This is a genomic window from Archangium violaceum, from assembly GCF_016887565.1.
Taxonomy (GTDB): Bacteria; Myxococcota; Myxococcia; order Myxococcales; family Myxococcaceae; genus Archangium; species Archangium violaceum_B.
Genome location: NZ_CP069396.1, coordinates 1,779,053 through 1,804,905, shown reverse-complemented (window position 1 = coordinate 1,804,905; position 25,853 = coordinate 1,779,053). Strand labels below are relative to the sequence as shown.

Genomic DNA, 25,853 nt, shown 5'->3' with positions numbered 1-25,853 from the left:
CGCCGCCCGCCCGGGGAAGCCCTCACGACTCCGAGCCCGCCTGTCCGCCCTGCCCACCACCGAGCAACATCCCCTCTCCCTCCGGGAGAGGGTCGGGGTGAGGGTCCCGCGTGTAAGCGGGTTCCCCCTCCGCTCCCACCTCGCGAGCTCCTACTGGACGGCGGACGGGGCGCGGAACACCTCGCCATCCCGCCCCTCGAGCACGAGGCTCGCGGAGTCCGCCGGGGTCACCCGCAGGGAGGCCCGGGGCTGGCCCTTGCGATCCACGAGCAACAGCCCGGGCGAGCCATGCTCATCGGCGCCGAGGATGGCGCGAGGGCGCCCGTCCTCATCCGCCAGCTCCAGGCGCGAGGAACCATCCGACAGCAGCCCCACGGAGAAGAACTCGGTGCCACCATTCTTCCCGAGCGACAGGCGCGGGGCCTCGTTGGCGTACACGGTGAGCTCGGCGAGCGTGGCGCCCTCGGCGGTGGCGAAGCGGAGCCGGGGCGAGCCACTGGTGTCCACGCCCAGCAGGGCGCGGGGCCGGCCCTGGGCGTCGTGCAGCACCAGTCCGCCCTCGCTCCCGTCCTGCGCGGAGAGGGTGGCACGTGTGCGGCCCCGCGCGTCCCGCAGGGTGAGGCGTGAGGCCACCAGCTCCCCCCCCTCGGCGGGCCACCGCGGGCCCAGTGTGGCCACGCCCACTCCGAGCGCCCCCAGCGCGAGCGCGGCGAAGGTGACGGACTGCAGGCGACGGCAGCGGCGCTCCAACCGCTCCAGACGCGAGTCCAAGCTCTCCATCCTGTCGAGACCTCCTGTCCGGGCCCACCGGCCGGCACCGGATGCCGACAGGCTAGCCCGAGCCCGCCCCCCGCGCCCGCCAGGAACGGCTGACCCAAGGGGAACGAGGGATTCCAGACGAGCTGAGAAAATCCAGGGATACTTGACAGACATCGTCTTCTTGCTGTTCAATGAACTCATGAGTCGCTAAGAAGGCGGCTCGTACATGCCTCTCGGGATTTACCTGAGTTCGTCGGCACGGAGGATGCGATGTCACTGGAAGCATTCACGAAGGTCTCCGAGGCCTCGAAGTTGCTGGTGGAGCAGGGCTTCTCGGCACAGGCGGTGATGGCGGCCATGGAGATGGTGGGCCGGGCGATCGGGGTGGACCGGGCGGTCATCTACGAGAACAGCACCTCGACGATGCCGGGCAAGAGGCTGGCGCCGCTGAGGCACGTGTGGGGCACGGCGCCCATGACGCCGCTGCTGCAGACGTTCCCGCTGAAGGATCAGATGGCGGGCTGGGTGGAGGTGCTCTCGCGAGGGCAGCCCGTCTGGGAGGTGGTGCGCAACATCCAGGGACCGCTGCAGGTGAACCTGGAGGCGCAGGCGGTGCAGTCGGTGCTGCTGTGCCCCATCAACATCGGCAACATCAACGGGCAGTGGTGGGGCTTCCTGCGGCTGGACGACTGCCAGAAGGAGCGGCGGTGGTCGGCGGAGGAGGTGACCATCGTGAAGACGCTGTCGCGCTCGCTGTCGAACGCGCTGCGCCAGGACGTGAGGCGCGAGGCGCTGGCGCAGACGCGCCAGGACCTGGAAGCGATGATGGCCCGCTGCGCCGGAACGCGCTAGTCAACCCATCTCCCCTGCCAACTCCTCCCTCTCCCTCTGGGAGAGGGTCGGGGTGAGGGTATCCGCCCCCTCGAGTTGAACCCACCGGTGCTCACCGCACCAGACCGGCCTGGAACCGCTTCTCGTGAGCGGTCCAGGCCGCTTCGTTTTTCACGAACGCATCGAGCGTCTCAGGAGCTCCACCGCGCGCCACGAGCGCCCGGGCATACCCCTCGAGCCGCTCCGAGTCGAGCAACCGGGCCCGGGGCACCCAAGCGCTTCCGAACCGCGCGCCCAGAACACCCCCCGCGATGGCCGCGACGGTGTCGGTGTCGTAGCCCTGCTGAATGATGTCCGCGAGCACGGCGCCTGGAGCCTCCTCGGCGGTGAGCGCCCGGACGAGCCCATGAGCGCCGCCGAGGAGCGCGAAGCCCTGGTTGGGGTGCGCCACGGTGAAGCCCTCGGCGAGGTGCGGGCGGGCCAGCTCGGAGATGCGCTCGCGCAAGGCCGCCGGGGCGAGGACAGGGCCTTCGAGCAGCGCGGCCAGCGTCTCCGAGACGAGGTGCCCGCCGGTCCGATCGAAGCTCCACGCGGTGCCCGACTGGAGCCAGCGAGTCTCCTCCTCGCGGACCGCGGAGGCCACGCCAGCGCGCACGCGGGCCACGTCCTCGCCTCGCGCGAGGGCGGCCACGGACCAGGCCACGGCGTAGGCCAGGGCGGAGGCGCGCAGATCCGCATGGGTCATCATGGAGGACTCCATGACCACGCGGGCGAGCTCGGCGGGCGCATCGCGCAGCAGGGCGCCCACGGGAGCCACGCGCATGGCGGCGCCCATACCGGCCGAGGCGCTCCCCGAGTGCTCCGGGGCGCCACCCTTCGCCAGTTGGGACACGGCGACCTGGAAGTTGCGCCCGTAGCCGCGCCAGGCCTTGCGGCGCAGGCCCTCGACGAGCCAGCGGGCCCAGGACTCGCGAGTCCATCCACCCGGCTCGAGCGCGCAGGCGACGAGCGCCAGGGCCTGCTGGGTGTCATCGGAGTGGAGCCCCAGCGGGCGGAGGCGCTCGAGCCGCTTCTTGTCACCCGCGAGCGCCTGGAGGGGCAGCTCGGAGGGCAGCTCCACGTAGTCGCCAAACACCTGACGGATGAAGGAGGCGCGCCAGGTCTCGACGGGACAGCCGAGGGCGTCACCCCAGGCGAGGCCCCACAGGGCGCCCTGGACACGCTCCTCCACGGAAACTCCCTGAATGTCATTCGGAATCATAGTGTCCATATGACACCATATAGACTCCGAACCTGACGAACGCCACCCGGTGGGCTCACCGCCGGTCGCGTTCCAGGTCGGCCAGGACGCGGCGGAGGTACCAGGCCTCGGTCTTGCCGGGGTAACGCTCCTGGAGCCTGGCGAGGTGGCGCGCGAGGGATTGCTCTGCCTGGGCGCGCGGGAGTGGGACACTGCGGAAGTACTGGTTGCGCAGGCGGCTGACCTCGTTGCCACCCACGACCCAGATGATGAGCCCGAGCAGCACCACGGCCCCGAGCACCACGAAGACGACGTTCCAGTTCACGCGGCCCGACCCTACCGCGAGCCCCGGCTCAGAACAGCTTCCACCACTTCTTCTTCGGAGGCTCGGCGGGCTTCTGCTCCGTCTCCGTCCGCGGACTGTCCACGGGAGCGGCAACCGGAGACGCGGGAGCCTGGGCCGGAGCACTCGAGGGCCTGGCCCGCGGAGGCGGGGCGGGCCGGCGTCCGTAGCGCAGCTCCAGCGCCCGGGCCTTCTCCTGGAACGCCCTGCCCTTCACCGGGTCCACCATGGCCACGTAGTTGGCGAAGCCCACGGCCGAGGCGATGACGTCCCCGCTGTGCCCCCACCGCTTGCCCTCGGGCCCGGTCTTCTCCAACTGGTGCAGCAGCGCGCGGAAGCGCTTGAGCGTCTCACGGTCCACGCCGGGCTTGTCGTTGACGACGACGCCCGTCACCTCCTGCTGCCGGCCCCGGCGCAACACGCGAGTCTTCTCGGGATGCGGCGTGAAGTCCTCCTGCCGCACCAGCCAGCGCACGAAGCGCAACAGCTCCCCGGCATCGCGAGGCTCCGGCCCGTGGGCGGAGAACGTGAGGTCATCCGCGTAGCGCGTGTAGACGAAGCCCAGCTTGCGCGCCGCGCCCGCGAGCCGCCTGTCCAACCGCCGGCAGAGGATGTTCGTCAGCGCGGGCGAGGTGGGCGCGCCCTGGGGCAGCCGCCGCCCGCCCTGGGTGACGTAGTAGCGCTGTCCATCCAGCTCCACCTCTTCCACGTCCGGCTCGGTGCACAGCAGCGCCAGCACCGTGGCGGTGGCCTCGCTGTAGCCCAACCGCACGAAGACGCCCTTCACCCGCGGGTACAGCACCGAGGGGAAGAAGTCCTTCAGGTCCAGGTTCACCACCACGCGCGCGCCCACGTGCGGCCGGGCGTTGGTGACGATGGAGCGCCCCTCGCGGAAGCCGTGGGCCGCCTCGTGCACCGGCACCTTCTCGAGGATGTTCTCCAGCACCCACGCCTGCGCCGCCTTCAACCTCGGCAGGGGCGCGGAGATGAGCCGGGTGCCACCCGTCTTCTTGGGCAGCAGGAAGCGCACGTAGTTGCTCGTGGTGGACGCGGTGCGCGTGAAGCACAGCGCCCGGAGCTTCCCCACGCTCAGCCCCAGGGCCTGCGCCAGCGCCTCGGGCGTAGCCAGCACCGGCAGGCCCAGGCGCGTCAGCTTCGCCTCGTCCGCGGTGCGCTCGCTCAGGCCCCCGGACACGCCCCGGCCCAGGAAGAGCAGCTCCTTCGCCTTGCGCTCCTTCCAGGCCTCGGCCCGCGCCTGCCGCTCGCGCTCGCGTCGCTCCTTCGTCTCCTGCTGCTTGCGGCGGCTCTCCTCCAGCCGCCGCTTGCGCAGCTCGCGCTTCAGCTTCTCCAGGTTGCCCAGCCGGCTCTGCTCCGTGGCGAGCGCGCGAAGCTCGCCCCGCAGCTCGTTGCGCCGGTGCATCACCTCCGCCGGGTCCCCGGGCGCGCCGCTGCGCTCCGGCCAGAAGCCCAGGCGCACCATCTCCTCGAAGATGACCTCTTCCTTCGAGCTGGCGCGGATGCGGTCGTACAGCTCCTGTCGGCTGCGGGGGCGCTGGGAGGACATGGCGGGTCAGTGAGAGAGGGAGGGTCCGTCCACGCGGCGGTCAGAGAGCACCTTCGTACTGCTCTCGGGACTGGACCGTCTCAACTCAAGCGCGGCCCCCTCCCTGTCGCGCGCAGGACCGACGAGGTCGACATCGCTGCGGCGACAGGGAGGGAGGCCGCGCACAGTAAAGAGCGGGCCAGTGATGCATGACAGGCCATGAGGCATGGACGGCGAAACACCGTCCGGGTTGCAAGGTACTGCCCCCTGACCGCCGCGTGCGCGGACCCTCTCCTCTCTCATGTGCGAGACACCCGTGAGTGCTGGAGCCGCAGCGCGAGCAGGTGCTCGCACGGCCCCCGGAACAACTTGTTCTGCTGGAAGAAGTTGCACGTGCACTCGCCTGAAACCATACGCTGGTCCCCATCGAGCCGCAAAGAGGGACGGAGCACCTTCTCGCCCTCCTTCACCGTGCCGCTCAGCTCCAGCGAGCCGTCCACGCTGGAGGGCCTGGCCTGCACGTGCACCGCCCTCGCGTCCAGGAAGCGCGTGGCGCGCTCCTCGCGCTCGTTGGAGAAGCGCAGCTTGTCCACCGGCAGCGGCTCGCGGCTCAGCTCGCGCGCCCGGTACACGCCCTTGTTCAGGTCCCAGATGGCCCGCCCCGCCTGCGTCCAGGCCGACAGCGCGCCGAGCACCGTGCCCCGCTCCAACCCCAGCTTCGAGGCCAGCGCCTCGGGCCTGGCGGACCACGTCTCCTTGAGCGCGTCGAAGACGCGGCGGCGGGTGAGCTCGTCCACCTGCCCGCGCGGCGCCATCAGGTCGAAGTTGCCCGCGGTGGACCAGTCATTGGCCGTCCACCCGGACAGGCCCAGGGTGAAGGACAGGTCGCCCAGGTCCGCCACGTAGAAGGACGGCAGCCCCGTGCCCAGCAGGTGCACGGTGAAGCGCCGGGCCACCGGGAGCAGCCGCTCCAGCACCCCGAGCCGCCGGCGGCCCCACACGCGGATGTCGTGCGTGCCCTCGCCCTCGTACACCGAGCGACGGCAGACGACCTCCGTGCCCCACGGCTCGAAGACCACCTTCACCGGCTGCCCCGGCGCCAGCTTGTAGCGCATGGAGCGCGGCCCCTTCTTCTCCTTGTGCCGCTTGAGCACGACGAGGAAGTTGTGCACGTCCATGGGGTGCAGCGTGAAGCGCACCGTCGGCAGGGCCATCGCCGAGTTCACCTGCAGGAAGCCGCGCACCCACGAGTCCGGGAGGTCGATCTTCACCTCCTTGTACGCCGCGTCCGTGCCCGTGCGCGTGGTGAAGCCGCTCGGGTCCACCTCGAAGCGCGTCTGCTTGTAGGAGCGGATCTTCTGGAACTCGTCGTACAGCGGCTCCGAGTAGTCGACGTTCGTCGTGCCGCAGGAGAAGTCACCGATGTTCTGGAACACCTCGTAGCTGGCGCCGAGCCGGCCGTAGGTGGACTCGTCCTGGCTGAAGCACTCGAAGAAGCACTCGTCCGGGTGGATGGTGATGACCGGGTCGTACACGAACCACAAGTCCCGGTGCTTCTCGTAGAGGAACTTGAAGTAGCGCGCGCGCGCATCCCAGAAGGGCTGCATGCGCGCCGCGCTCTGCTTCTCCAGCGCGGTGAGCTCCTCGCGCAGGGCCTTGAGCCGGCTGGCCGTGGCCTGCCGCTGCGAGGCGATGGCCGCCAGGTCCGCCTCCTCCTGCTGCGCGGCCCAGGCCTTGTAGGCCGTCTTGTCCTTGGGCTTGAAGCGCAGGTCCGACACCACCACGTCGTGGAGCGCGGAGATGGCCTCGCGGAAGGCCACGTTCTGGCGCAGCTCCCCGGTGAAGAAGGTGGGCTCGCGCTTGAGGTCCGGTGCGAAGGACAGCTCGGTCCGGTCACCCCGGTGCTGCACCGCGGTGTTGCCCGCGAAGGAGTACTCAAACTGCACGGCGGACCTCCACCGGACGGATGTGGAAGGGCAGGGAGACGGACGGCTGCGCCTTCGCGATGGACAGCATCGCCTCCAGCGCCGCGGCGCGATGCTCTATAGCAATGGTGGCTGACATCCGGTGCAGAACCTCCATGGCCATGCGGCCACCCGCCTCGGTGCCCCGGCCCTCGCGCTGGAGGAAACCCAGCACCCGCTGGCGCGCCACACGGCCCCGGTTCACCTGGCTCAGCACCCGGATGAAGTACGGCACCAGCTTCTCCACCAGGGCCGGCTTGCCGCTGGCGAAGCGCTCCAGGTAGTTGGTGGCGAAGAGCTGCACCGCGGGCGCGGGGTGCTCGGACAGGCGCAGCAGCAGCTCCGGCCCGTCCTCCTCGCGGAAGGAGCGCGTGAGCATGTCCCGCCCGAAGGCCTGCACGTCCTTGCGCACGCTGTCCGCGATGGAGACGAGCACCTCCAGCGAGTAGTCCTCCGGGGCGAAGCGCTCGCGGAAGTAGCGGAAGCCGAAGGCCCGCGCGTCATCCCAGCGCGAGTCCAGCAGGCCCACCGCCGTGGACAGCTCCGCGCGCACCTCGGGGACATGGTCCTCCAGCCAGCGCCAGGCCCACTCGCGCACCGCCAGCACGTCATGCCCGGCGAGCTTCACCGCGCGCGGCACGTCCACCGTCAGCTCCGCGCTCCGGCGGGCGAGCAGCTCTCCGCCCAACCCCTGCGCCGCGGTGTCCTCGGACTCGAGCAACCGCCACACCGTCTCCGCGGGCAACAGGGCCAGCGCCGGGGCCAGCTCTCCGGAGAGGACCTCGGCCACATGGGCCGGCACGCCCTCGGGCAGGCGGCGGCGCAGCAACGCGGCCAGCAGCACCTCCACCACCCGCGCCCCGGCGGCGGGACTCGCCGCGAGGAGCCGCCCCAGCAGCGGGCGCACCGCGGCGCGCACGTCCGGCTCGTGGCTGGTGGCCAGGCGCGTGAGGAGCGCCTCCTGGGCGAGCAGCGCGGGCTCGGACTCGGCGAGGAGCGCGAGCAGCCGCAGGCCGAGGGCCCGCAGTGGCGCGTGCTCCGCCTGGAGCAACAGGTGGAGCAGCTCGTCCGGCACGGGCTCGGTACGCGGGTCGCGGCGCAGCAGCAATTCGCCGCCGAGCTCCTGCACCTCGGGCACCGGGTGGGAGAGCAGGTCGCGCACCACCTCCAACCCCACCGCGCGGGAGCCCGGCCCCAGCGCGGCGAGCACCACGCGGCCCACGTCCACGGCCAGCGGGCCGTCCTCCTTCTTCATGGACAGCAGCGCCGCCACCAGCCGGCCCACGAGCGCCTGCACCACCTGCGCGGAGAGCACGGAGCCTCGCACGAGGTTGGCGACATAGGCGCGGGTGTCAGCATGCGGCGCGGTGGCCAGCCCCGCGAGGAACCCGCTGTCCCCGGCGAGCGCGTGGCGCACCTCGTCCATCCACCGGAAGGCCTGCTGGCGCGCGGGCACGTACGAGGCCCGCGCCACCGCGAGCAGCAGCGCCCGGGGCTCGCGCTTCGCGTCCAGCCGCTTCGAGGCCAGCTCGAAGCCGAGGCGCGCGGTGGGCTCGTAGGGACGCTCCAACATCATGGCCAGCGCGTCCACGTCGAGCCGCGCGAGGAAGTCCGGGCAGGCGCGCAGCGCACGGGCGGCGAACGCGTGCACCGGGGCACACCGGCTCTCGTCCAGCAGGTGCAGGAGGCCCTCCGGCGTGCGCTCCCACAGCCGGGGGAAGGACTCCTCGCGGGTCTCCGGTGCCGCCGCCCCGGGCCGGTACGCGCCCTTGCAGTGGAAGGCGAGCTTGTTCTTCACCGGCTCGTAGCGAGGGCTCTCGCCGTACAGCAGGTGGCTGAAGGCCCAATAGTACGACCAGGCATCCCAGTGCTCCTGGTACTGGCCCCAGCCCGTGGAGCGAGGGGTTTCCGCGTCCGTGTCACTGAAGGCGAGCAGCACGCCCACCGCCATCTTCACGAAGTCCGGGCTCTCCAGCTCGCCCAGGCGGCGCAGCGTGCGCCACACGCGGCGCCGGAGGAACGTGCGCGTATCGCGGGAGAAGGCGCGTGGCCTTCCGCCCCGGAGCGGGAACTCCTTCTCGTAGCGCCAGGCGATGAGGCCGAACACCTCGCCGTCGTACCGGTACTCGGCCGCCTTGAAGAGGTGGCGCAGCACGCGCACCGAGTCCAGGGAGAAGGGCACCGTGCGCAGCACGCGCAGGAGCGCGGGCCGCACCGTCTCCGAGTCCACCAGGTAGAGGGGCTCGAGGACATTGCACGCGTCCGCCCTGCCGGAGGCGAGGTGCGCGTCGAGTGCCTTGCCGAAGACCTCCGCGTCCCCACCCCGAGCCGGCTCCCTCAGCGCGGGGGGCAGCTTCTCCAGCACGTCCCGGCGGAAGTCGGCGCGGGTGGCCTCGTCGGAGAGCTGAAGCAGCGCCTCGGTGGCCATGCGGCGCACCATGTCCGGCGTGGAGGACTCCCCGTACAGCCGTCCCAGCGCGGACACCGAGGCCTCCGAGCCCACGCGCCCCAGGGCCGCGGCGATGCAGTAGGCGCGCAGCGGCTTGGCCCGCTCCAACAGGGGCAGCAGCAAGGGCTCGGCGGCGCGCAGGCGCAGCTCGCCCACGCGCCAGATGACGCGCTCCAGGTCGCGGGGCTGGGCACGCACGTCGGCGCGGCGGAACCACTGCCGGGCGCTGGTCTCCTGCTGGAGCTGCCGCAGGAGGGTGCTCTCACGGGGCGACAGGCCGGCCGGGGCCTCCTCCTTCGGAGGCGGCGGCGCGGGCGCACGAGGAGCGGGCGGAGCCACCGGCGTGCCGGGCGCACCGCCGCGCATGTAGCCCGAGTCCAGCTTGGACTGGACGAGCTTGTCGAAGACGCGCCTGGCCTCGGCCTGGGGTACGGGCACGGACGTCTTCGAGCCGTCCTTCAGCGAGGTGCCCCGCCGCCCGTAGCGGAAGTTCACCACGCACTGGCCCGGGGAGACCTCCAGCAGGTCCACCTCGTACACCTTGTCGCTCTTGCCCTCCTGGAAGACCAGCACCACCTGCTCGAGCAGTTTCACGTCAGCTCACCAGCCTGCGGATGTCGCCATGGGCGCGGTAGAAGCCACCGCGCGCGGACTCGTGGACGCCCTCCACCACGTAGCGGCTGCCCGCCTGGCGGATGTCCTTGGGGAACTGCACGTGCCAGTCGGAGTGGTAGCCGGGGGACACCACGCGCACGCGCAGCTGCGCGCCGTCCTGGTAGCACTCCACGATGACGCCCTTGCCCGCCTCGCGCGTCGTCTCCACGGTGCCGGCGGGGACGGCGGCCACGGGCTTCGGCGCCTGGATGTCGCGGGCCTTCGGCAGCGCACCAGACTGCGCGGCCTGGATGGCCTTCTCGCTCGCGTCGATGCAGGCCATCACGCCCTCGGTGGTGACGAGGTAGAGCCGGTTGTCGAAGAACTGCATGGAGAAGGCCGAGCCGCACCCCGTGGACAGCTTCCAGAGCCGCTCGCCCTTGTCGTTGAAGCAGTAGACGCTGGACATGTTGTCGCCAGCGAAGACGTACCGGCCGTCATCCACCGCGGCGCAGGAGAACACCGCCGCGTCGCACTGCATGACGGGCCCCGCGTCCCCCTTCTTCGAGAAGCGGTGCACGAAGCCCAGGTTGGTGCACGCGTAGAGCGAGGACTCCTCCTGCCAGCCGAACAGCACGTTGCCCTGGGTGGGGCGGTGCCAGATTTCCCGGCCGTCCTCCCAGTCGTACATGGTCAGGCCGCGCCCGTGGCCGTGGTACATGCCCAGCTCGTCGCAGCGCACCATCCACCCGTGGGTGCCGATGCTCTGCTTCACCCACTGGGACTCGTCCTCGTGGTTGATGGCGGTGAGCTTGCCGCCCGCGTCGGACACGCCGAGCACGCCGTCCTTGATGTCCAGCCAGAAGATGTCCACGTCGTCCGAGATGGCATAGGCCACGCGCGGCACCTTGCCGCCGAGGTCATAGACGCGGCCGTCATCGCACCCGGCGTAGAGCCAGCGGTCATCGGCGACGATGCACTTCACCCCATCCGCGAGGCGGAACTGGGACAGCGTGCGGCCTTCGTGGTCCACCGAATAGATGGAGCCGCTCTCGTTGCCCACCCAGCAGCGCGAGTCGTCCACGAAGATGCCGAAGGCGCGGTCGCCAGAGTTGAACTTCCAGAGCAGCGGGGCCTGCGTCGCGGTGGAGCGGCCGCTGGTCATCTCCCGGCGGGTGACGGTGCGCTTCTGGCGCGCGCCCATGACGGCGGGGGCATAGCCCTTGCGGACCTTCTCGTTGATCTTCTTCCGGGCCTCGGCGAGCGCCTTCTCGGGAGTCGGGAATTGGGAAACCTGCGTCTGGCCCTTGTCGCCAATACGGCCGTAGCGAACGGTGAGGGAGGTGCCCTCCAGCTTCACCTCGTAGAACTTGTGCGAGCCACCGCCATCCTCCGACAGCTCCAGGTACGTCCGTTCCTCGGCCATTCTCAGGTCTCCCCACCGGCGCAGTACGCACAGAGTAGTCCGAGGGACTGACAACACGGAAGAGGTACACCCGACACCGGGCGCAGCGAATCGTGGTCGCGCCCCTTGGAATCGCCTACCTTGCGCCGCCTCTATGAGTGGGAGCACGCAGATGAAGGAGTTCCAAGGACAGCAACAGGTCACGCTCGCGCCGGATGCACACCTGCTCCAGCCCCTCCTGGAGCACGCGCGCCGCAACCCGACGAAGCCGCTGTTCTCGCGCCGTGCCGGAGACCGGTTCGAGTCCCTCACCGCCGCGGACATCGTCCGCACCGTGCGCCGGATCGCCCGGGGGTTGATCTCCCTCGGGGTCGAGCCGGGTCAGCGCATCGCCCTGATGTCCAAGACGCGCGTCGAGTGGGTGCTGCTCGACTACGCCATCCTGGCCGCCGGGGCCACCACGGTGCCCATCTACGAGACCTCCTCCGCCGACCAGGTGGAGTGGATCCTCAAGGACAGCGAGGCGTTGGGGGCGTTCTTCGAGACCGACGCCCTGCACGCGCTCTACCGCCAGTCCGCGGACCGGCTCCCGGCCTGCCGCCACACCTTCGTCATCGACCAGGCGGCGTTGGAGCACCTCCAGCAGCTCGGGGACGCGGTCGACGAGTCCCGTCTGGACGAGCGTCTGTCCCAGCTGCGCACCGACCGCCTGGCCACCCTCATCTACACCTCGGGCACCACGGGGCGGCCCCGGGGCTGCGAGCTCACTCACGGCAACATCCGGGTGAATGCCCTGCAGGTGATGGCCCACACGGGCAGCGTCCTCACCGAGCAGGACCGGACATTCCTGTTCCTCCCGCTCGCCCACGCGCTGGCGAAGATCCTCTTCCTGGCGGCGGTGGAGAAGGGCAACGTGGTGGCCTTCGCCACCAGCCCCGGCAAGCTGACCGAGGAGCTGGCCATGGTGCGGCCCACCTGGTTCGGCACGGTGCCGCGCGTGCTGGAGAAGGTGTTCCAGACGGCGCAGCAGAAGGCCGAGCACGCGGGACGGGGCCGGGTGTTCGGCCTCGCCCACAAGGTGGCCATCCAATCCTCGCGCGAGCGCTCCGCGGGCCGCGCCGCCCTGACGACCCGGCTGCAACACGCGCTGTTCGATCGGCTCGTGTACCGCAAGCTCCGCGAGGTGCTCGGCGGGCAGGTGCGCTTCATCGTGTCGGGTGGAGGGCCGCTGCCCGAGTGGCTGAACCACTTCTACAACGGCATGGGCGTGAAGGCGTTCGAGGGCTACGGCATGACCGAGACGAGCCCCGTGCTGACCATCAACGCCGCCGACGCCAACCGCATCGGAACGGTGGGCCAGCCGCTGCCCGGCACCACCGTGCGCATCGCGGACGATGGGGAGATCCTCGTGAAGGGGCCCCAGGTCTTCCACGGCTACTGGCACAACCCGGAGGCCACGCAGCGCGCGTTCACCCCGGACGGCTGGTTGCAGACGGGAGACCTCGGGAGCCTGGACGAGCAGGGTTACCTGCGCATCACCGGCCGCAAGAAGGAGATCCTCGTCACCGCGGCCGGCAAGAACGTGGCGCCGGGGCCGCTCGAGGACCGCATCCGCGAGCACCCGCTGGTCAGTCAGGCCATGGTGGTGGGCGAGGGCAAGCCCTTCGTCGCGGCGCTCGTCACCATCGACACCGGCGCCTTCAACAACTGGGCCCGGAAGCATGGCAAGACCGGGCAGTCGCTGGAGTCACTGGTGGAGGACGCCACGCTGCGCGCGGAGGTGAGCCAGGCCATCGAGGCCGCCAACCGCACGGTGTCGCGCGCGGAGTCCATCCGCAAGTTCGTCATCCTCCCCCACGACTTCACCATCGAGCGCAACGAGCTGACGCCGTCGCTCAAGGTACGGCGCCACATCGTCAACGAACACTATGCACAGGTCATCGAGCACCTGTACTCGCGCGGGGGCGGTGACTGAGGTTCCACTCAGGCGATGATGCCCGGGATGCCCGGCGGCTGCTTGTACGGATCGGGCGCCTCGTGGATGCCGGGCGGGCGGATCTCCGGCTCGGTCTCGCGCCCCGGGTCCTGTAACGGTGGGTCGTGCCGGGGCGGCTCTATCTCCGGCGGCTGGCGCGTCGGCGGCTCTATCTCCGGCGCGTGCCTCCGGGGTGGATCCACCTCCGGCGGACGTTGAGGCTCCGGCTCGCGCTGCGGCGACTCGCGCGGCTCCGGCTCCTTCATGGGCGCTCCAGGTCTCGTGGGCGGCTGAATGGGCATGGATTCCCCTCCTTCGTCCTCAATCTGCTCATTCAGGTGGGTCCGGGTACGAGACAGCCAGGGGAGGAAGCCCTCGCCCGCCTGCTGTCGGGCATGCCGCCCGCCCCCAGCTTGGGGGGCACTGGACTTCCATGGAGGGCAGGGAAATGAGAGCTACCTGGTGGGCGGTGGGGGGAATGGGGTTGGGGGCGGGACTGATGTACTGGGCGGACCCTCGCAGCGGCCGGCGCCGCCGCGCCGTGACTCACGACAAGGCCCTTCATGCCATGCACGAGGCGGGGAACGCGGCCGGCGTGGTGGTGCGCGACATGGCCCACCGCTCGCGCGGCTTCTTCTTCGAGCTCCTGCACCGGCTGCGCCCCGAGGAGGTGGATGACAGGACCCTCGAGGCCCGTGTCCGCTCGGCGCTCGGCCGCGTGTGCTCGCACCCGCATGCCATCCAGGTGGGTGTCGAGCAGGGCCGGGTGCGGCTCGATGGTGTCATCCTCAAGAGCGAGCACCCGCGAGTGCTCTCCCGCATCGCACGGGTCCGCGGCCTGCTGGGCCTGGTGGACAACCTGGAGGTGCACAAGCAGCCGGGCGGTCACCCGGCGTTGCAGAGCGGCTCCCAGAGGCCGGGAGAGCGTCCCGAGTTCCTCCAGCACAACTGGTCGCCCGCGGCGCGCTTCGTGGCGGGGCTCGGGGGCGCCAGCCTGCTCACGTGGGGGCTCTCGCGACGGGGCATCCCGGGCATCGGCTCGGCCATCCTCGGCGGGCTGATCACCCTGCGCAGCATCACCAACATCGAGCTCAAGCGCCTCACCGGCATCGGCGGCGGACGCCTGGGCATCGAGCTCCACAAGGACATCACCGTCCACGCCCCGGTGGAGGAGGTGTTCGGCTTCTGGCGGGCGATGGAGAACTTCCCCCGCTTCATGACCCACGTGGAGGATCTGCGCACCAGCGGTGAAGACCGCTCGCACTGGCGGGTGCGGGGCCCGGCCGGCGTCGTGTTCGAGTGGGACGCCCTCATCACCCGGCTCATCCCCCACCAGGTGCTCGCCTGGAAGAGCGTGGAGGGCTCCACGGTGGAGCACGCCGGCATCATCCACTTCGAGCCGGTCCAGGATGGCCGTGCCACGCGGCTGGACATCCGCATGTCCTACAACCCGCCCGCGGGCGCGCTGGGCCACGCCTTCGCCCTGCTGCTGGGCGCCGATCCCAAGCGGCAGATGGATGACGACCTGATGCGCTTCAAGTCGCTCATCGAGACGGGCAAGGCCACGGGGCGGGAGACCGTCTCGCGCGACCAGCTGTCGCCCCAAACGCCGGACCAGTCTGGCTCCCGGCCGGTGCACTGACGCTGCGACGCCCGGTGGAGGGAGACGACAACGCGAGTTGATCCGACACGGGGGCGGGGTACTCGCCTCGTTCACGGGCGCTGACCTATGTTGGCGGGCGCGTGAAGGAATCACCCCCCAGCCCCCCCGCGTCCCTGGATCCTGCCTTCGCCGAGCTCCGGGAAGCCTACGAGTCCGGCAATCTGGTCATCTTCGCGGGCGCGGGGGTCTCGGCCGCCGCCGGCCTGCCCGGTTGGAAGCGCCTGGTGGAGCTGCTCTCCGAGCGCGCCAGGGCTCGCAAAGCCGATACGGCGGCGCTCCAGGAGATCGCCGAGCTGACCGCCGCGCGCCAGTACATCGACGCGCTCTCGGCGCTCAAGGACTGCCTCGGCGCCTCCGAGTTCGGCACCGTCATCGAGCGGCACCTCGACGACAAGCTCGCGGACGAGCCGGAGGTGACCCGAGCCATCGCGGCGCTCGCGCCCCGCCTGCGCGCCGTCCTCACCACCAACATCGACCACCTGCTCGAGCGCGCCTTCGCCGGCCGCTGGCCCACGCTGCCTCGCGCCACGGGCGACATCGCCCAGCGCAGGGAGTTCATCCTCAAGCTGCACGGCACCCTGCTCGACCGCTCCAGCTGGGTCTTCACCCGCGAGGACTACGACCGCGCCATCTTCGCCGACCCGAATCTGCACGGCGCCTTCACCGCCCTCTTCCACGCCGTGCCCCTGCTGTTCGTGGGCTACGGCCTGACCGATGACGACTTCGACCTGCACCTGAGCCGGATCCGCGCCTTCTCCGGAGCGCAGCCTCCCCGCCACTTCGCGCTCGTCCCCGCCGACTCCGTGACGCCCCACCGGCGCAAGCGGCTGGAGTCCTCCGGCGTGCGCCTCATCCCCTACGACAACCCCGACGGGCGGCACACCGCCGTGGTTGAAATGCTGCGGCAACTCGCACCGTCGCCCGCCGTGCGCGGACCGGACGTTTCCGCTCACACCCGGCGCCTCTCTCTCGCCGAAGCGGTCGGCATCATCGAGGCGGAGGGATTCACCGCGTCGACCGAGGCTCCTCGCACCCCTCGTGCCTACTCGAGCGAGACGTATCTCTTGCTACGGCTCCTGCGCTGCCTGGACCTTCCCGGCACCACCCTCTGGCTTGAGCAACGAGCCGGACAGGGGGAGGCGCCTCTCATTCCCTTCGCCACGGTGCTCTCGCTCCTCCCCCACGGAGGCTTCACCCTCTACTTCCATACGGAGGTGCTGACCTCCTCTTTTCGTACGCTGATCATCGCTCTGGCCAGCAAACTCGGGGCTCGCGGCGGCTCCGTGCGCGTGTATGACCGGACGTCGCCGGACACCCCTCCCATACCCGACGTGAAGGTTCTGGGGCTGCGTGAGGCGCTGGCGCCCTTGATGAGTGATCCGCTCCGCGCACACGCGCAACAGTGCCTCACCACGTGGAACGAGGTGGACGAGCACCGCTTCGTGGCGGCCCGCGCCCGGCTCCGGGAGACAGGCGAAGTGCTCCCGGTAGCAGAGGCCCTCGTCAAATCATTGGAAGCACACAGGCGCGTCCTCGTCCTGGGGGACTTCGGCACGGGCAAGTCCACGCACCTCAAACGCCGGGCCGCCCTGATGGCGAAGGCATTCCTGGAGGAGCCCCTGCGGGCTCCGGCGCCCCTCCTCCTGCCCCTGGCCGGAATGCCCCTGGAGCTGGACGCCCTCGTGGCGAAGCACGTCCCGGGATTGTCGGGGGAAGCCTTCCGGCTGGCCGTCGACCTGGGTTTGACGGTCCCCCTCTTCGACGGGCTGGACGAGATGCAGCTCGCCCCTCATCAGCTCGAAGGCGCCATCGGAGCCTTGCTGGGGGCGTTCTCTGGAGAGGAGGCGCGCGCGGTGCTCACCTCCCGCAAGACCCTCTTCCCCGACCCCGCGCGAGTCATGGCGGCGAGACCAGGAGGCCAGTCCTCCTGGGCGATCGTCGAGTTGGAGGACCTGGACCGCTCAGAGGTCATCGAGTTCGTGGGACGGCGGACCCCCTCGGTCGAGGAGAAGGCCCGCGTGATGGAGAACATCCGGAACACCCACGATCTGGCGAGCCTCTCCAAGCGCCCGGTGTTGCTCGACCTCATCGTGAAGAACCAGGAACGGCTGTCGAGCCGGAAGATGAGCGCGGCGAAGCTCTACGAGCTGGCCGTGGAGGACTGGTTGGGGAGCCGGGAGGAGCGGCTCGTCATCCACGAATACCGGCTCGCCTTCGCACGCAGCCTGGCACGAAAGCTCTTCGACTCCGGGGCGGCGAGCGCCACGCGCAACGAGGTGGCGCGAATCGTTCTCGAGGAGGTGCTCGGCGACCGGTACGCGTCCATCGACGAGGCGGAGCTCGAGGTCCGCACGGCCGTGTTCCTCGCCCATGACGAGCAGGAGGGGCATTTCCGGTTCGCGCACAGATCCTTCCTCGAGTACTTCCTGGCGGCCGACGTCTCCGCGCGGCTCGATGAGGGACGGGAGGACGCCCTCGCGCTTCCACGGCTGACGCCGGAAATCGTGGCGTTCCTCGCGGGGATGGAGGGATGGGAGCACAGGAAGGAACTGCTGCGCCGGGTGCTCACCACGAGGTACCAGCCGCGCGTCAGCGAGAATGCGCTGCTCGCGCTCTACTTCGCCGCCCGGGAGCGCGAGGGCGAGGGGGAGGCCCTGGGGCGGGCGCTCGAGCACGAGCTTCCAGCCCACATCCGGCTGGAGGGAGCGCGGCTCGCGGATGTCGAGCTGCCCTGGATTTCACTGCCAGGAGCGGTGCTCTCGGGAGCGGAGCTGTCCGGAGCCAGGCTGCCCTGGGCGGATCTCCGCGGGGCCAGGCTCGACCGGGCCAGGGCGGACCACGTCATTCTCGATGGAGCCGTGCTGGATGGTGCGAGCCTCGTGGAGGCGGACCTCTTCCGGGCCTCGGTGGTGGATGCATCCATCGAGCACGTGAAGTGGGGTGCCGCGAACCGCGAGGGCTTGATCGACCTGCACGTGGAGCCCTCACGAAGCGGGACGAAGGAAGGGAATGTCTCGCCACCTCGTGCCGTCCTTCACACCAGGGGCGGTTCCGTGTCCCATCTGGCCTGGTCTCCGGATCGCAGGCGTCTGGCCTCGGGCGCGGATGGAACGGTGCTGGTGTGGGACGCGCACAGCGGGGAGCTGCTCCACCGGCTGACGGGGCACACGGGCCGTGTCTTGACAGTGGCGTATGCGCCGGACGGCTCGCGTCTGGCCTCCGGCGCCAATGATGGAACGGTGCGGGTGTGGGATGCCCTCAGCGGGGAGCTCCTCCACCGGCTGGATGGGCACGAGGGCGGCGTGTGGACGGTGGCGTATGCACCGGACGGTTCGCGTCTGGCCTCCGGCGCTGACGATGGAGCGGTGCGGGTGTGGGATGCGCGCAGCGGAGCGCTGCTCTACCTGTTGGAGGGGCACGAAGGCCGTGTGTGGACGGTGACCTATGCGCCGAACGGCTCGCGTCTGGCCTCGGGCGCGGAGGATGGGACGGTTCGGGTGTGGGATGCGCACAGCGGGGAACTGCTCCACCAGATGGCGGAGCACGAGAGCAGTGTGTGGACGATGGCGTATGCGCCGGACGGCTCGCGTCTGGCCTCGGGCGCGGAGGATGGGACGGTTCGGGTGTGGGATGCGCTCAGCGGGGAACTCCTCCACCGGATGGAGGGGCACGACGACGGTGTCTTGACGGTGGCGTATGCGCCGGACGGCTCGCGGCTGGTATCGGTCGGGAACGATTGGACGGGGCGGGTATGGGATGCGCGCACCGGGGCGCTGCTCCACTCGTTGGAGGGGCACGAAGGCCCTGTGTGGACGGTGGCGTATGCACCGGACGGTTCGCGTCTGGCTTCCGGCGCGGTCGATGGATCGGTGCATGTGTGGGACGCGCGCAGTGGGGCGCTGCTCCACCGCCTGGTGGGGCACGCGGATTGGGTCAGGATGGTGGCGTATGCACCGGACGGCTCGCGTCTGGCCTCGGGTTCGGACGATGGAACGGTGCTGGTGCGGGACGCGCGCAACGGAGCGCTGCTCCAGCAGCTGGCGGGGCAAGAAAGCAGTGTGTGGACGGTGGTGTCCGCGCCAGATGGCTCGCGTCTGGTCTCGGGCGCGGAGGATGGAACGGTGCGGGTGTGGGACGCGCGCAGCGGAGCGCTGCTCCACCGCCTGGAGGGACACGAAGGCAGTGTGTGGATGGTGGCGTATGCGCCGGACGGCTCGCGGCTGGCCTCGGGCGCGGAGGATGGGACGGTGCGGGTGTGGGACGCGCGCAGCGGAGCGCTGCTCCACCGCCTGGAGGGACACAAGGGCCGTGTCTTGATGGTGACGTATGCGCCGGATGGCTCGTGTCTGGTCTCGGGCGCGGACGATGGGACGGTGCGGGTGTGGGACGCGCGCAGTGGTGCACTGCTCCACCAACTGAACGAGCACCAGGGCAGCGTGTGGACGGTGGCGTATGCGCCGGACAGCTCGCGGCTGGCCTCGGGCGCGAACGATGGAACGGTGCGGGTGTGGGACGCGCGCAGTGGTGCACTGCTCCACCGCCTGGAGGGACACAGGAACGGTGTGTGGACGCTCGAGTATGCGCCGGACGGCTCACGTCTGGCATCGGGCGCCAATGATGGAACGATGCGGGTGTGGGACGCGCACAGCGGAGCGCTGCTGTATGGGATGGCAGGACACGAGGGCGGCGTGTGGATGGTGGCATATGCGCCGGACGGCTCGTGTCTGGCCTCGGGCGCGGAGGATGGAACAGTGCGGGTATGGGACGCGCTCAGCGGGGCGCTGCTCCACCGGCTGGAGGGACACAAGGGCCGCGTATTGACGGTGGCGTATGCGCCGGATGGCTCGTGTCTGGTCTCGGGCGCGGACGATGGAACGGTGCGGGTGTGGGATGCGCGCAGCGGGGCGCTGCTCCACCGGCTGGAGGGGCATCAGAGCAGTGTGTGGACGGCGGCGTATGTGCCAGACGGTTCGCGTCTGGTCTCGGGCTCAGAGGATGGAACGGTGCGGGTATGGTCCATCCACCCGGAAACCCGGAACACCATCCTGGCGAGCACCTGGGAGGACTGGGTCGCGCTCGTCGACGGTACGCCCTTCTTCGTGGGCGAAGGCAATCTCTCCCACTTGCTCCACTATGTCTCGGGCCCCCGAGCCATGTCCGCCGAGCTCTGGAAACCCCTCTTCCAGCGCCAAGAACTCGTACGAGAGGCACTCGCGGGCAAGCCTGTCGACATGAAGGCCTTGGGGCTCGACAGCTACGAGGCCTGTGCCTCCGCCCTCCTCGCCGAGCGCAAGCGCCAGGGACTCGTCCGCCGCCGGAGTGTGCGGGGTGGATTCCGGCCCGCGACGTCTCCGCCCCAGCCCTCGCCCTCCTTCTCCCTGCCTCTCTCCTCCGTGCCCCTCGGGCTGCTCAGGGGAGGACAGCGGCCACCCCTCTCCCTCTACCTGCAAGGGACAGGGCTCTCCCCGGGAGTGGAGCTCTCCGCCGTCCTCCACCTGGGTTCCCAGCGTCTCCCGGCGACACGGGTGGCTCTCGAACGGAGCGGGGACGTGGCCAGCGCCGCCACCGTCCAACTCCAATTCGAGGTCCCAGGCCCTGGCGAGGGGCTGCTCGCCCTCACCTCGCGTCTCCAGAGCGGCCACGAGCACACCGAGACGCTCACGGTCTCCTTCGTGCCCGAGAACCCCTACATCGTGGGTCCCCCCATCGATCTCCCGAGGGACTTCTACGGGCGCGAGGAGGAGCTCTCCCGCATCCTCCGCGATCTCGAGCAGGGATACGTCGCGCTCATCGGCGACATGCGGATTGGAAAGAGCTCGCTGTTGAACCAGCTCGAGCACCGCCTGAGCGGGAGCTGCCAGCTCCTCTCCCTGCAGCGCCACATGTCCAACCTGGAGGCGCTGCCCATCCGGCTGGCCGGGCTCATCGCTCCCGGCGAGCGCCTGGAGGGCGAGCCCTACGACGTGCTCGACCGGGCCATCACCTCCCGCCTGACGGAGCTGACCCGGGCCCGAGGCCATGGAGCGCGCTTCACCCTGCTCATCGACGAGGCCCAGTTCCTCATCCGCTCCGACTCCGTGCGGCACGAGCTCCGCAACCTCTTCCAGTCACGCCGGCGCGACGGGCTGCGCGTCCTGGTCGCCGGGCCACCGCACGCCATGCGCGAGCTGGCCCATGATCCCACCGGCTCGCCCTTCCTGAACATCTTCCTGCCGTACCGCCTCGGTCCCATGAAACGTCCCGAGCTCGTCCGTCTGGTGCGCACGCCCCTGGGCGATGAGTACACGGTGACGGACGAGGCGGTGGATCGGATCGAAGCGCTTTCGGGCGGACGGCCTCTCATCGCGCAGCTCATCTGCCGTCATGCGCTCGAGGCCTGCCATGTGTCGCGGCACTTCCGCATTGATGGAGCGGACATCGAGCAGGCCTTCCGGGAGAAGGCGTTCGATGACGTCATCGACATCTACGGCTACCCCGGGCGCTGGGCGGGCCTGCCCGAGCAGGTCCGCGAGGTGCTGCGCCGTCTGGCCGGGTTGCCCGCCACGGAGCGCGAGGCGCTCGACGCACCGACAATCCGTCTGCTCGAACCTTATGGGCTCGCGGACAAGGTGAAGAAGCGACTCGACGTGGAGCCCACCTTCTTTCTCTGGATCCAGGAGTTCGCGTCATGAGCTGGTGCATCCATGGTCCCGTGGACAAGGACGAGGACTGCCGGGATCCCGCCGGAACCCAGCGCATCATCCGTCTGGCGGAGCGCGGCGTGGTGGTGGTGGGTCCCAGCCGTATCGGCAAGACGAGCCTGCTCCACCGGGTCATCGAAAACCTGGGGCCCCGGTTCGACAGCCCCCGCCCCATCCACCTGTCCAGTGAATCCAAGGACACCTTCGCCCGGATGGAGAAGGCCACGGGCTGGCTCGTGTTCGACGAGGCGCAGCACCTGCTGGACTGGACCCCGCAGGCGCTCGGCGAGCTGCACCGGCGGCTGAAGGATCGTCCGTTCGTCCTGGCCGCCTGGCCCATCCTGATGAGGCCAGATGCACCGATCGAGCTCCAGCGGCTCCTCGAGGATGTGAAGATCGAGCCACTCCATCCGCTGAGCCGGGAGGAAACGGCGCGAATGGTCCGGCGGGCCTGGAGCCAGACGCCGCTGGCCTGCGAGGAGAACGTGGTGGAGGCCATCCACCGCGCGACCGCGGGTTTCCCCAATCTGGTCGCACGCCTCTGCCGCTTCCTCATGCACGCGGGCACCGAGGCCGCGCATCCTCCCACCGAGGACGAGTTGGCGGGCTTCATCGACTCCGTCGAGGACTTCGATGATCCCTTCCAGGCCATCTACACCTCCCTGCCTCCCAAGATGCAGCAACTGCTGGACGGCGCCCGGCTCGGCACGGGGTCGAGCCTCGAAGCCCTCCGGCAATACGGGCTCGTCGCTGGAAGCCCGGCCTCGTTCAGCGGCTCGCTCTTCGGCCTCGTCTGGGGATCCGGGAGCACCTGGGAGCCGCGGGTCCCGCGGGCTGCTCCGGGCACGGTGCGCCCCAGACCTTCCGGGCCGAAGCCCGCCCTCACGTGGCTCCATGTGTCGGATCTCCACTTCGGTGCCGGGGAGGTGCAGAAACAGCAGAAGCACCGCTTCAACCAGGAAGTCGTCATCGAAGCCATCCGCCAGGACGTGGAGAAGAACCTCCCCTGGATACCGGACCATGTCTTCGTCACGGGGGACATCGCCTTCAGCGCGAAGCCCGAGCAGTACCAGCAGGCAGCCCAGTGGCTGAGGAAGCTCATCGAGGCAGCCGGCACCTCGACCGCGGCGCTCCGCGTGGTGCCCGGCAACCACGACGTCGATCGCTCGATGGCCGAGGAGCCGCATGTCGAAGGCTCACACGCGTCCATCCGCGCGAAGCCTGGCTCCATTGACGATCATCTCCAGAAGGAGCGCAGCCGGACGTTGCTGGGTGACAAGCTCGCAGCCTACGTCCGCTTCCTGGAGGAACTCGCTCCCAACCATCCGCGAGGCGCCGACAACCTGCTGCTCGACTGGAGCGAGCAACGCGCCCCCACCTCCGAGCAGCCTGGGCGGGTGTGGTTCGTCGGCCTGTGCTCGGTCTGGGTGAGTGACAAGAACGACGCTGAAAGGAAGCTCGTCATCGGCGAGCGGCAACTCCGCTCGCTCCAGCAGGTGAAGGAGGAGGATCTTCTGCTCCTGCTCACCCACCATCCACCGGGCTGGCTGCACCCGGATGCCGAGGATCTGCTCCTGGAGCGGATGATGGAGAGGGGTCCCCATCTGCATCTCTGCGGGCACGTCCACGTCGCCCGGGCCCGTGCGCTGCGAAGCCTCGGCATCTCTCGGGAGTCGGTCCGCCTCGTCGCGGGAGCGGGCCACGGGGAGTCCTCCGAGCAGCATGGCTATGCATGGGGAGCCTTCCGCTGGAACCAGGGGCGTTGGGAGCTGGGCTGGGCGCCCCGCGTCTTCGTGAAGGGTGTGGGCATGCGTGCGGATTCCAACCGTTACAATCTGGACGGCGAAGGATTCGCCTGGACACCCCTGGAGCTGAAGTGGGGAGCGCCAGGCCAGGAAAGAGGTAAGGTGAACCGCTGAGGGCAGGTGGTTGTACCTGACTCGCCACGTCAGACCCAGGTGCTAGACCGGCTCCATGGAAACGGAGACGGGCGTCGAGGAACATCGGGGAGTCATGGAACGCAAACCGGCCACCTACGCCGATCTGGAGGCACTCCCCGAGCATGTCGTGGGGGAGATCATCGCCGGAGAGCTCCATGTGAGCCCCCGGCCAGCATCGCCTCACACGCTGGCGGCTTCCGTGCTGGGCATGGAGCTGGGAGGACCGTTCCATCGGGGGCGCGGAGGCCCTGGCGGATGGGTGCTCCTGGATGAGCCCGAGTTGCACCTGGGGCAGGACGTGCTGGTACCGGACCTGGCCGGCTGGCGCCGGGAGAGGATGCCCCGGCCTCCGCGTACCGCGGCCTTCACACTCGCACCAGACTGGGTCTGCGAGGTGCTCTCTCCTTCCACGGCCAGGCTGGACCGGGCGCTCAAGCTCCCCGTGTATGCGCGCGAGGGCGTACGGCACGTGTGGTTCCTCGAACCGGAAGTGCGCATGCTGGAGGTCTTCCGGTTGGAAGGGGCACGCTACTCCCTGCTGGTCACGCACACCGGCACGGCACGGGTGCGCTCCGAGCCATTCGAAGCGCTGGAGCTGGAACTCGCCGTCCTCTGGGATGAGGCGTAGCGCGTAACACCCCGGACATGCGGTCGCGCTCGGGTTGTGCGAGATAGGGGGCCCCCATGCCAACGCCCTCTTCCCCCGCCTCACTCCGCGCGCTCCTGCTGTCCTCCTCGCTCCTGCTCGCCTGTGCCCATGGTGGCGGGCAGACGACAGCCGCCGGTGCCACCCCTCCCGCCAACGCCCGCCAGGTGCACGCGCGGGTGCTGGCCATCAATGACTTCCACGGCAACCTCGCGCCTCCCCAGGGCTCCTCGGGGGAGATCCGCACGGGTTCCACCAAGACGAAGGCGGGAGGCATCGGCTTCCTCGCCCGGCATCTGGCGGACCTGCGCGCACGCGATCCGAAGAACACACTCGTGGTCTCCTCGGGAGATCTCATTGGCGCCAGCCCGCTCGTCTCCGCCCTCTTCCACGACGAGCCCACCATCGAGGCCATGAACCTCGCCGGCCTTCAGCTCAACGCCGTGGGCAACCACGAGTTCGACGAGGGCACCACCGAGCTCAAGCGCATGCAGACCGGTGGTTGCCACCCGGTGGACGGCTGCCAGGACGGCACGCCCTTCGAGGGCGCCCGGTTCCAGTTCCTCGCCGCCAACGTGGTCGATGACAAGGGCGCCACCCTCTTCCCCCCCTACGCCGTGCGCGAGCTCGCGGGCGTGAAGGTGGCCTTCATCGGCATGACGCTCGAGGGCACGCCGGAGATCGTCGACGCCGCCGGCATCCGGGGCTTCCACTTCCGGGACGAGGCCGACACGGTCAACGCGCTGGTGCCGGAGCTCAAGAAGCAGGGCATCAGGGCCATCGTGGTGCTCCTCCACGAGGGCGGCGTCCAGGGCCAGGGCGGCGTCCAGGGCCAGGGCGGCCCGTACGACGGCTGCGAGGGCATCTCCGGCCCCATCGTGGACATCGTCCACCGCATGGACAAGGAGGTGGACGCCGTCCTCAGCGCCCACACCCACCAGCCGTACAACTGCGTCATCGACGGCAGGCGCGTCACCAGCGCGGCCTCCTACGGGCGGATCATCACGGACCTCGACCTGGTGCTGGACACGTCCACTGGAGACGTCGTGGAGACCACCGCTCGCAACGTCCTCGTCACCCAGGACGTGGAAGGCGTCTCCGACGTGCGGGCCCTCGTCGACCGCTATGACGGACTGGCCGCCCCCCTGCGCGACCGCGTCCTCGGCCGGGTGACCGCGCCGCTCCAGCAGCCGAACGCCCGGCGCTGGCCCTCGGGCGAGTCCACCCTGGGCAATGCCCTCGCCGACGCGCAGCTCGCGGCGACGAAGGACCTGGGCGCCCAGGTGGCCTTCATGAACCCGGGCGGCATCCGGGGCGATCTCGACGCGGGCGACGTCACCTATGGCGAGGCCTTCACCCTCCAGCCCTTCGGCAACGCGCTGGTGACGTTCACGCTCACCGGCGCCCAGCTCCACTCCCTGCTGGAGGCCCAGTGGGAGGGCAGCCATCCCCGCATCCTCCAGCCCTCCCAGGGCTTCTCCTATACGTGGAAGGCCTCGGCCCCCGTGGGCCAGAAGGTGGACCCGGCCAGCATCCGGCTCAACGGTCAACCCGTCGACCCGGCGGGCCGCTACCGCGTGACGGTGGGCAGCTTCCTCGCGGGTGGCGGAGACGGCTTCCGCGAGTTCGCCGAGGGCACCGACCGCCAGGGCGGCATGCTGGACGTGGACGCACTGGAGGCCTGGCTGAAGGCCTCCCCGCGCTCGCCGCCGGAGACGAACCGCATCACCCGGGTGGACTAGCCACCAGCCGACACTCCCGCCGGACAGCGGGCGACACTTGCCACCCGCCGCACGGGCATCCCGCGGGCACCGTTGACAC

15 protein-coding genes are annotated in these 25,853 nt (G+C 70.1%); 7 read left to right on the top strand and 8 right to left on the bottom strand.

What is annotated here, in order from left to right:
• Positions 1-150: 150 nt before the first annotated feature.
• Entirely contained in the window at positions 151-780 is a 630-nt protein-coding gene (locus tag JRI60_RS07660; RefSeq protein WP_204225195.1) for a hypothetical protein, read from the bottom strand.
• Between the two features lie 249 nt (positions 781-1,029).
• On the opposite strand from JRI60_RS07660, the gene JRI60_RS07655 reads away from it, so the two are divergent.
• Positions 1,030-1,611, top strand: a complete 582-nt coding sequence (locus tag JRI60_RS07655) for a GAF domain-containing protein (RefSeq protein WP_204225194.1) — start codon at positions 1,030-1,032, stop codon at positions 1,609-1,611.
• A gap of 91 nt (positions 1,612-1,702) precedes the next feature.
• Here JRI60_RS07655 and JRI60_RS07650 read toward each other — a convergent pair whose 3' ends face one another.
• From JRI60_RS07650 to JRI60_RS07625, 6 genes are all read right to left on the bottom strand, one after another.
• Positions 1,703-2,821, bottom strand: coding sequence for an ADP-ribosylglycohydrolase family protein (locus JRI60_RS07650; protein WP_204225193.1), 1,119 nt, complete (start codon positions 2,819-2,821; stop codon positions 1,703-1,705).
• Between the two features lie 85 nt (positions 2,822-2,906).
• A complete protein-coding gene (locus JRI60_RS07645; RefSeq protein ID WP_204225192.1) occupies positions 2,907-3,155 on the bottom strand; it encodes a hypothetical protein in 249 nt (82 codons plus the stop codon).
• Between the two features lie 28 nt (positions 3,156-3,183).
• Entirely contained in the window at positions 3,184-4,737 is a 1,554-nt protein-coding gene (locus tag JRI60_RS07640; RefSeq protein WP_204225191.1) for a reverse transcriptase family protein, read from the bottom strand.
• Positions 4,738-5,015: 278 nt separating this feature from the next.
• Entirely contained in the window at positions 5,016-6,662 is a 1,647-nt protein-coding gene (locus JRI60_RS07635) for an SWIM zinc finger family protein (protein ID WP_204225190.1), read from the bottom strand.
• On the bottom strand, positions 6,652-9,723 hold the full coding sequence (locus JRI60_RS07630; RefSeq protein ID WP_204225189.1) for a hypothetical protein: 3,072 nt from the start codon (positions 9,721-9,723) through the stop codon (positions 6,652-6,654). The genes JRI60_RS07635 and JRI60_RS07630 overlap by 11 nt, the downstream gene beginning before the upstream one ends.
• A 1-nt stretch (position 9,724) precedes the next feature.
• A complete protein-coding gene (locus tag JRI60_RS07625) occupies positions 9,725-11,149 on the bottom strand; it encodes a WGR domain-containing protein (protein ID WP_204225188.1) in 1,425 nt (474 codons plus the stop codon).
• A gap of 151 nt (positions 11,150-11,300) precedes the next feature.
• Between JRI60_RS07625 and JRI60_RS07620 the strand changes: the two genes are divergently transcribed.
• Positions 11,301-13,103 (top strand): AMP-dependent synthetase/ligase, encoded by a 1,803-nt coding sequence (locus JRI60_RS07620; protein WP_239470395.1) that lies wholly within the window; start codon positions 11,301-11,303, stop codon positions 13,101-13,103.
• An 8-nt stretch (positions 13,104-13,111) separates the two neighbouring features.
• Here JRI60_RS07620 and JRI60_RS07615 read toward each other — a convergent pair whose 3' ends face one another.
• Positions 13,112-13,405, bottom strand: coding sequence for a hypothetical protein (locus tag JRI60_RS07615; protein ID WP_204225186.1), 294 nt, complete (start codon positions 13,403-13,405; stop codon positions 13,112-13,114).
• 146 nt (positions 13,406-13,551) lie between these two features.
• Between JRI60_RS07615 and JRI60_RS07610 the strand changes: the two genes are divergently transcribed.
• The 5 genes from JRI60_RS07610 (at position 13,552) to JRI60_RS07590 (ending at position 25,774) form a co-directional block, all read left to right on the top strand.
• Positions 13,552-14,745: an SRPBCC family protein gene (locus JRI60_RS07610; protein ID WP_204225185.1), complete on the top strand. Its 1,194-nt coding sequence runs from the start codon at positions 13,552-13,554 to the stop codon at positions 14,743-14,745.
• Between the two features lie 101 nt (positions 14,746-14,846).
• A complete protein-coding gene (locus JRI60_RS07605) occupies positions 14,847-21,437 on the top strand; it encodes an SIR2 family protein (RefSeq protein WP_204225184.1) in 6,591 nt (2,196 codons plus the stop codon).
• On the top strand, positions 21,434-23,365 hold the full coding sequence (locus JRI60_RS07600; protein WP_204225183.1) for a metallophosphoesterase: 1,932 nt from the start codon (positions 21,434-21,436) through the stop codon (positions 23,363-23,365). The genes JRI60_RS07605 and JRI60_RS07600 overlap by 4 nt, the downstream gene beginning before the upstream one ends.
• A gap of 94 nt (positions 23,366-23,459) precedes the next feature.
• Entirely contained in the window at positions 23,460-24,014 is a 555-nt protein-coding gene (locus tag JRI60_RS07595) for a Uma2 family endonuclease (RefSeq protein ID WP_204225182.1), read from the top strand.
• Positions 24,015-24,070: 56 nt separating this feature from the next.
• Positions 24,071-25,774: a bifunctional metallophosphatase/5'-nucleotidase gene (locus tag JRI60_RS07590; protein ID WP_204225181.1), complete on the top strand. Its 1,704-nt coding sequence runs from the start codon at positions 24,071-24,073 to the stop codon at positions 25,772-25,774.
• The last annotated feature ends 79 nt before the right edge of the window (positions 25,775-25,853 follow it).

What these genes read in the sequence shown, in the direction of transcription:
- JRI60_RS07660 (WP_204225195.1), bottom strand. Translation starts at nt 780, where the DNA reads ATGGAGAGCTTGGACTCGCGTCTGGAGCGGTTGGAGCGCCGCTGCCGT.
- JRI60_RS07655 (WP_204225194.1), top strand. Translation starts at nt 1,030, where the DNA reads ATGTCACTGGAAGCATTCACGAAGGTCTCCGAGGCCTCGAAGTTGCTG.
- JRI60_RS07640 (WP_204225191.1), bottom strand. Translation starts at nt 4,737, where the DNA reads ATGTCCTCCCAGCGCCCCCGCAGCCGACAGGAGCTGTACGACCGCATC.
- JRI60_RS07625 (WP_204225188.1), bottom strand. Translation starts at nt 11,149, where the DNA reads ATGGCCGAGGAACGGACGTACCTGGAGCTGTCGGAGGATGGCGGTGGC.
- JRI60_RS07620 (WP_239470395.1), top strand. Translation starts at nt 11,301, where the DNA reads ATGAAGGAGTTCCAAGGACAGCAACAGGTCACGCTCGCGCCGGATGCA.
- JRI60_RS07615 (WP_204225186.1), bottom strand. Translation starts at nt 13,405, where the DNA reads ATGCCCATTCAGCCGCCCACGAGACCTGGAGCGCCCATGAAGGAGCCG.
- JRI60_RS07610 (WP_204225185.1), top strand. Translation starts at nt 13,552, where the DNA reads ATGAGAGCTACCTGGTGGGCGGTGGGGGGAATGGGGTTGGGGGCGGGA.
- JRI60_RS07600 (WP_204225183.1), top strand. Translation starts at nt 21,434, where the DNA reads ATGAGCTGGTGCATCCATGGTCCCGTGGACAAGGACGAGGACTGCCGG.
- JRI60_RS07595 (WP_204225182.1), top strand. Translation starts at nt 23,460, where the DNA reads ATGGAACGCAAACCGGCCACCTACGCCGATCTGGAGGCACTCCCCGAG.
- JRI60_RS07590 (WP_204225181.1), top strand. Translation starts at nt 24,071, where the DNA reads ATGCCAACGCCCTCTTCCCCCGCCTCACTCCGCGCGCTCCTGCTGTCC.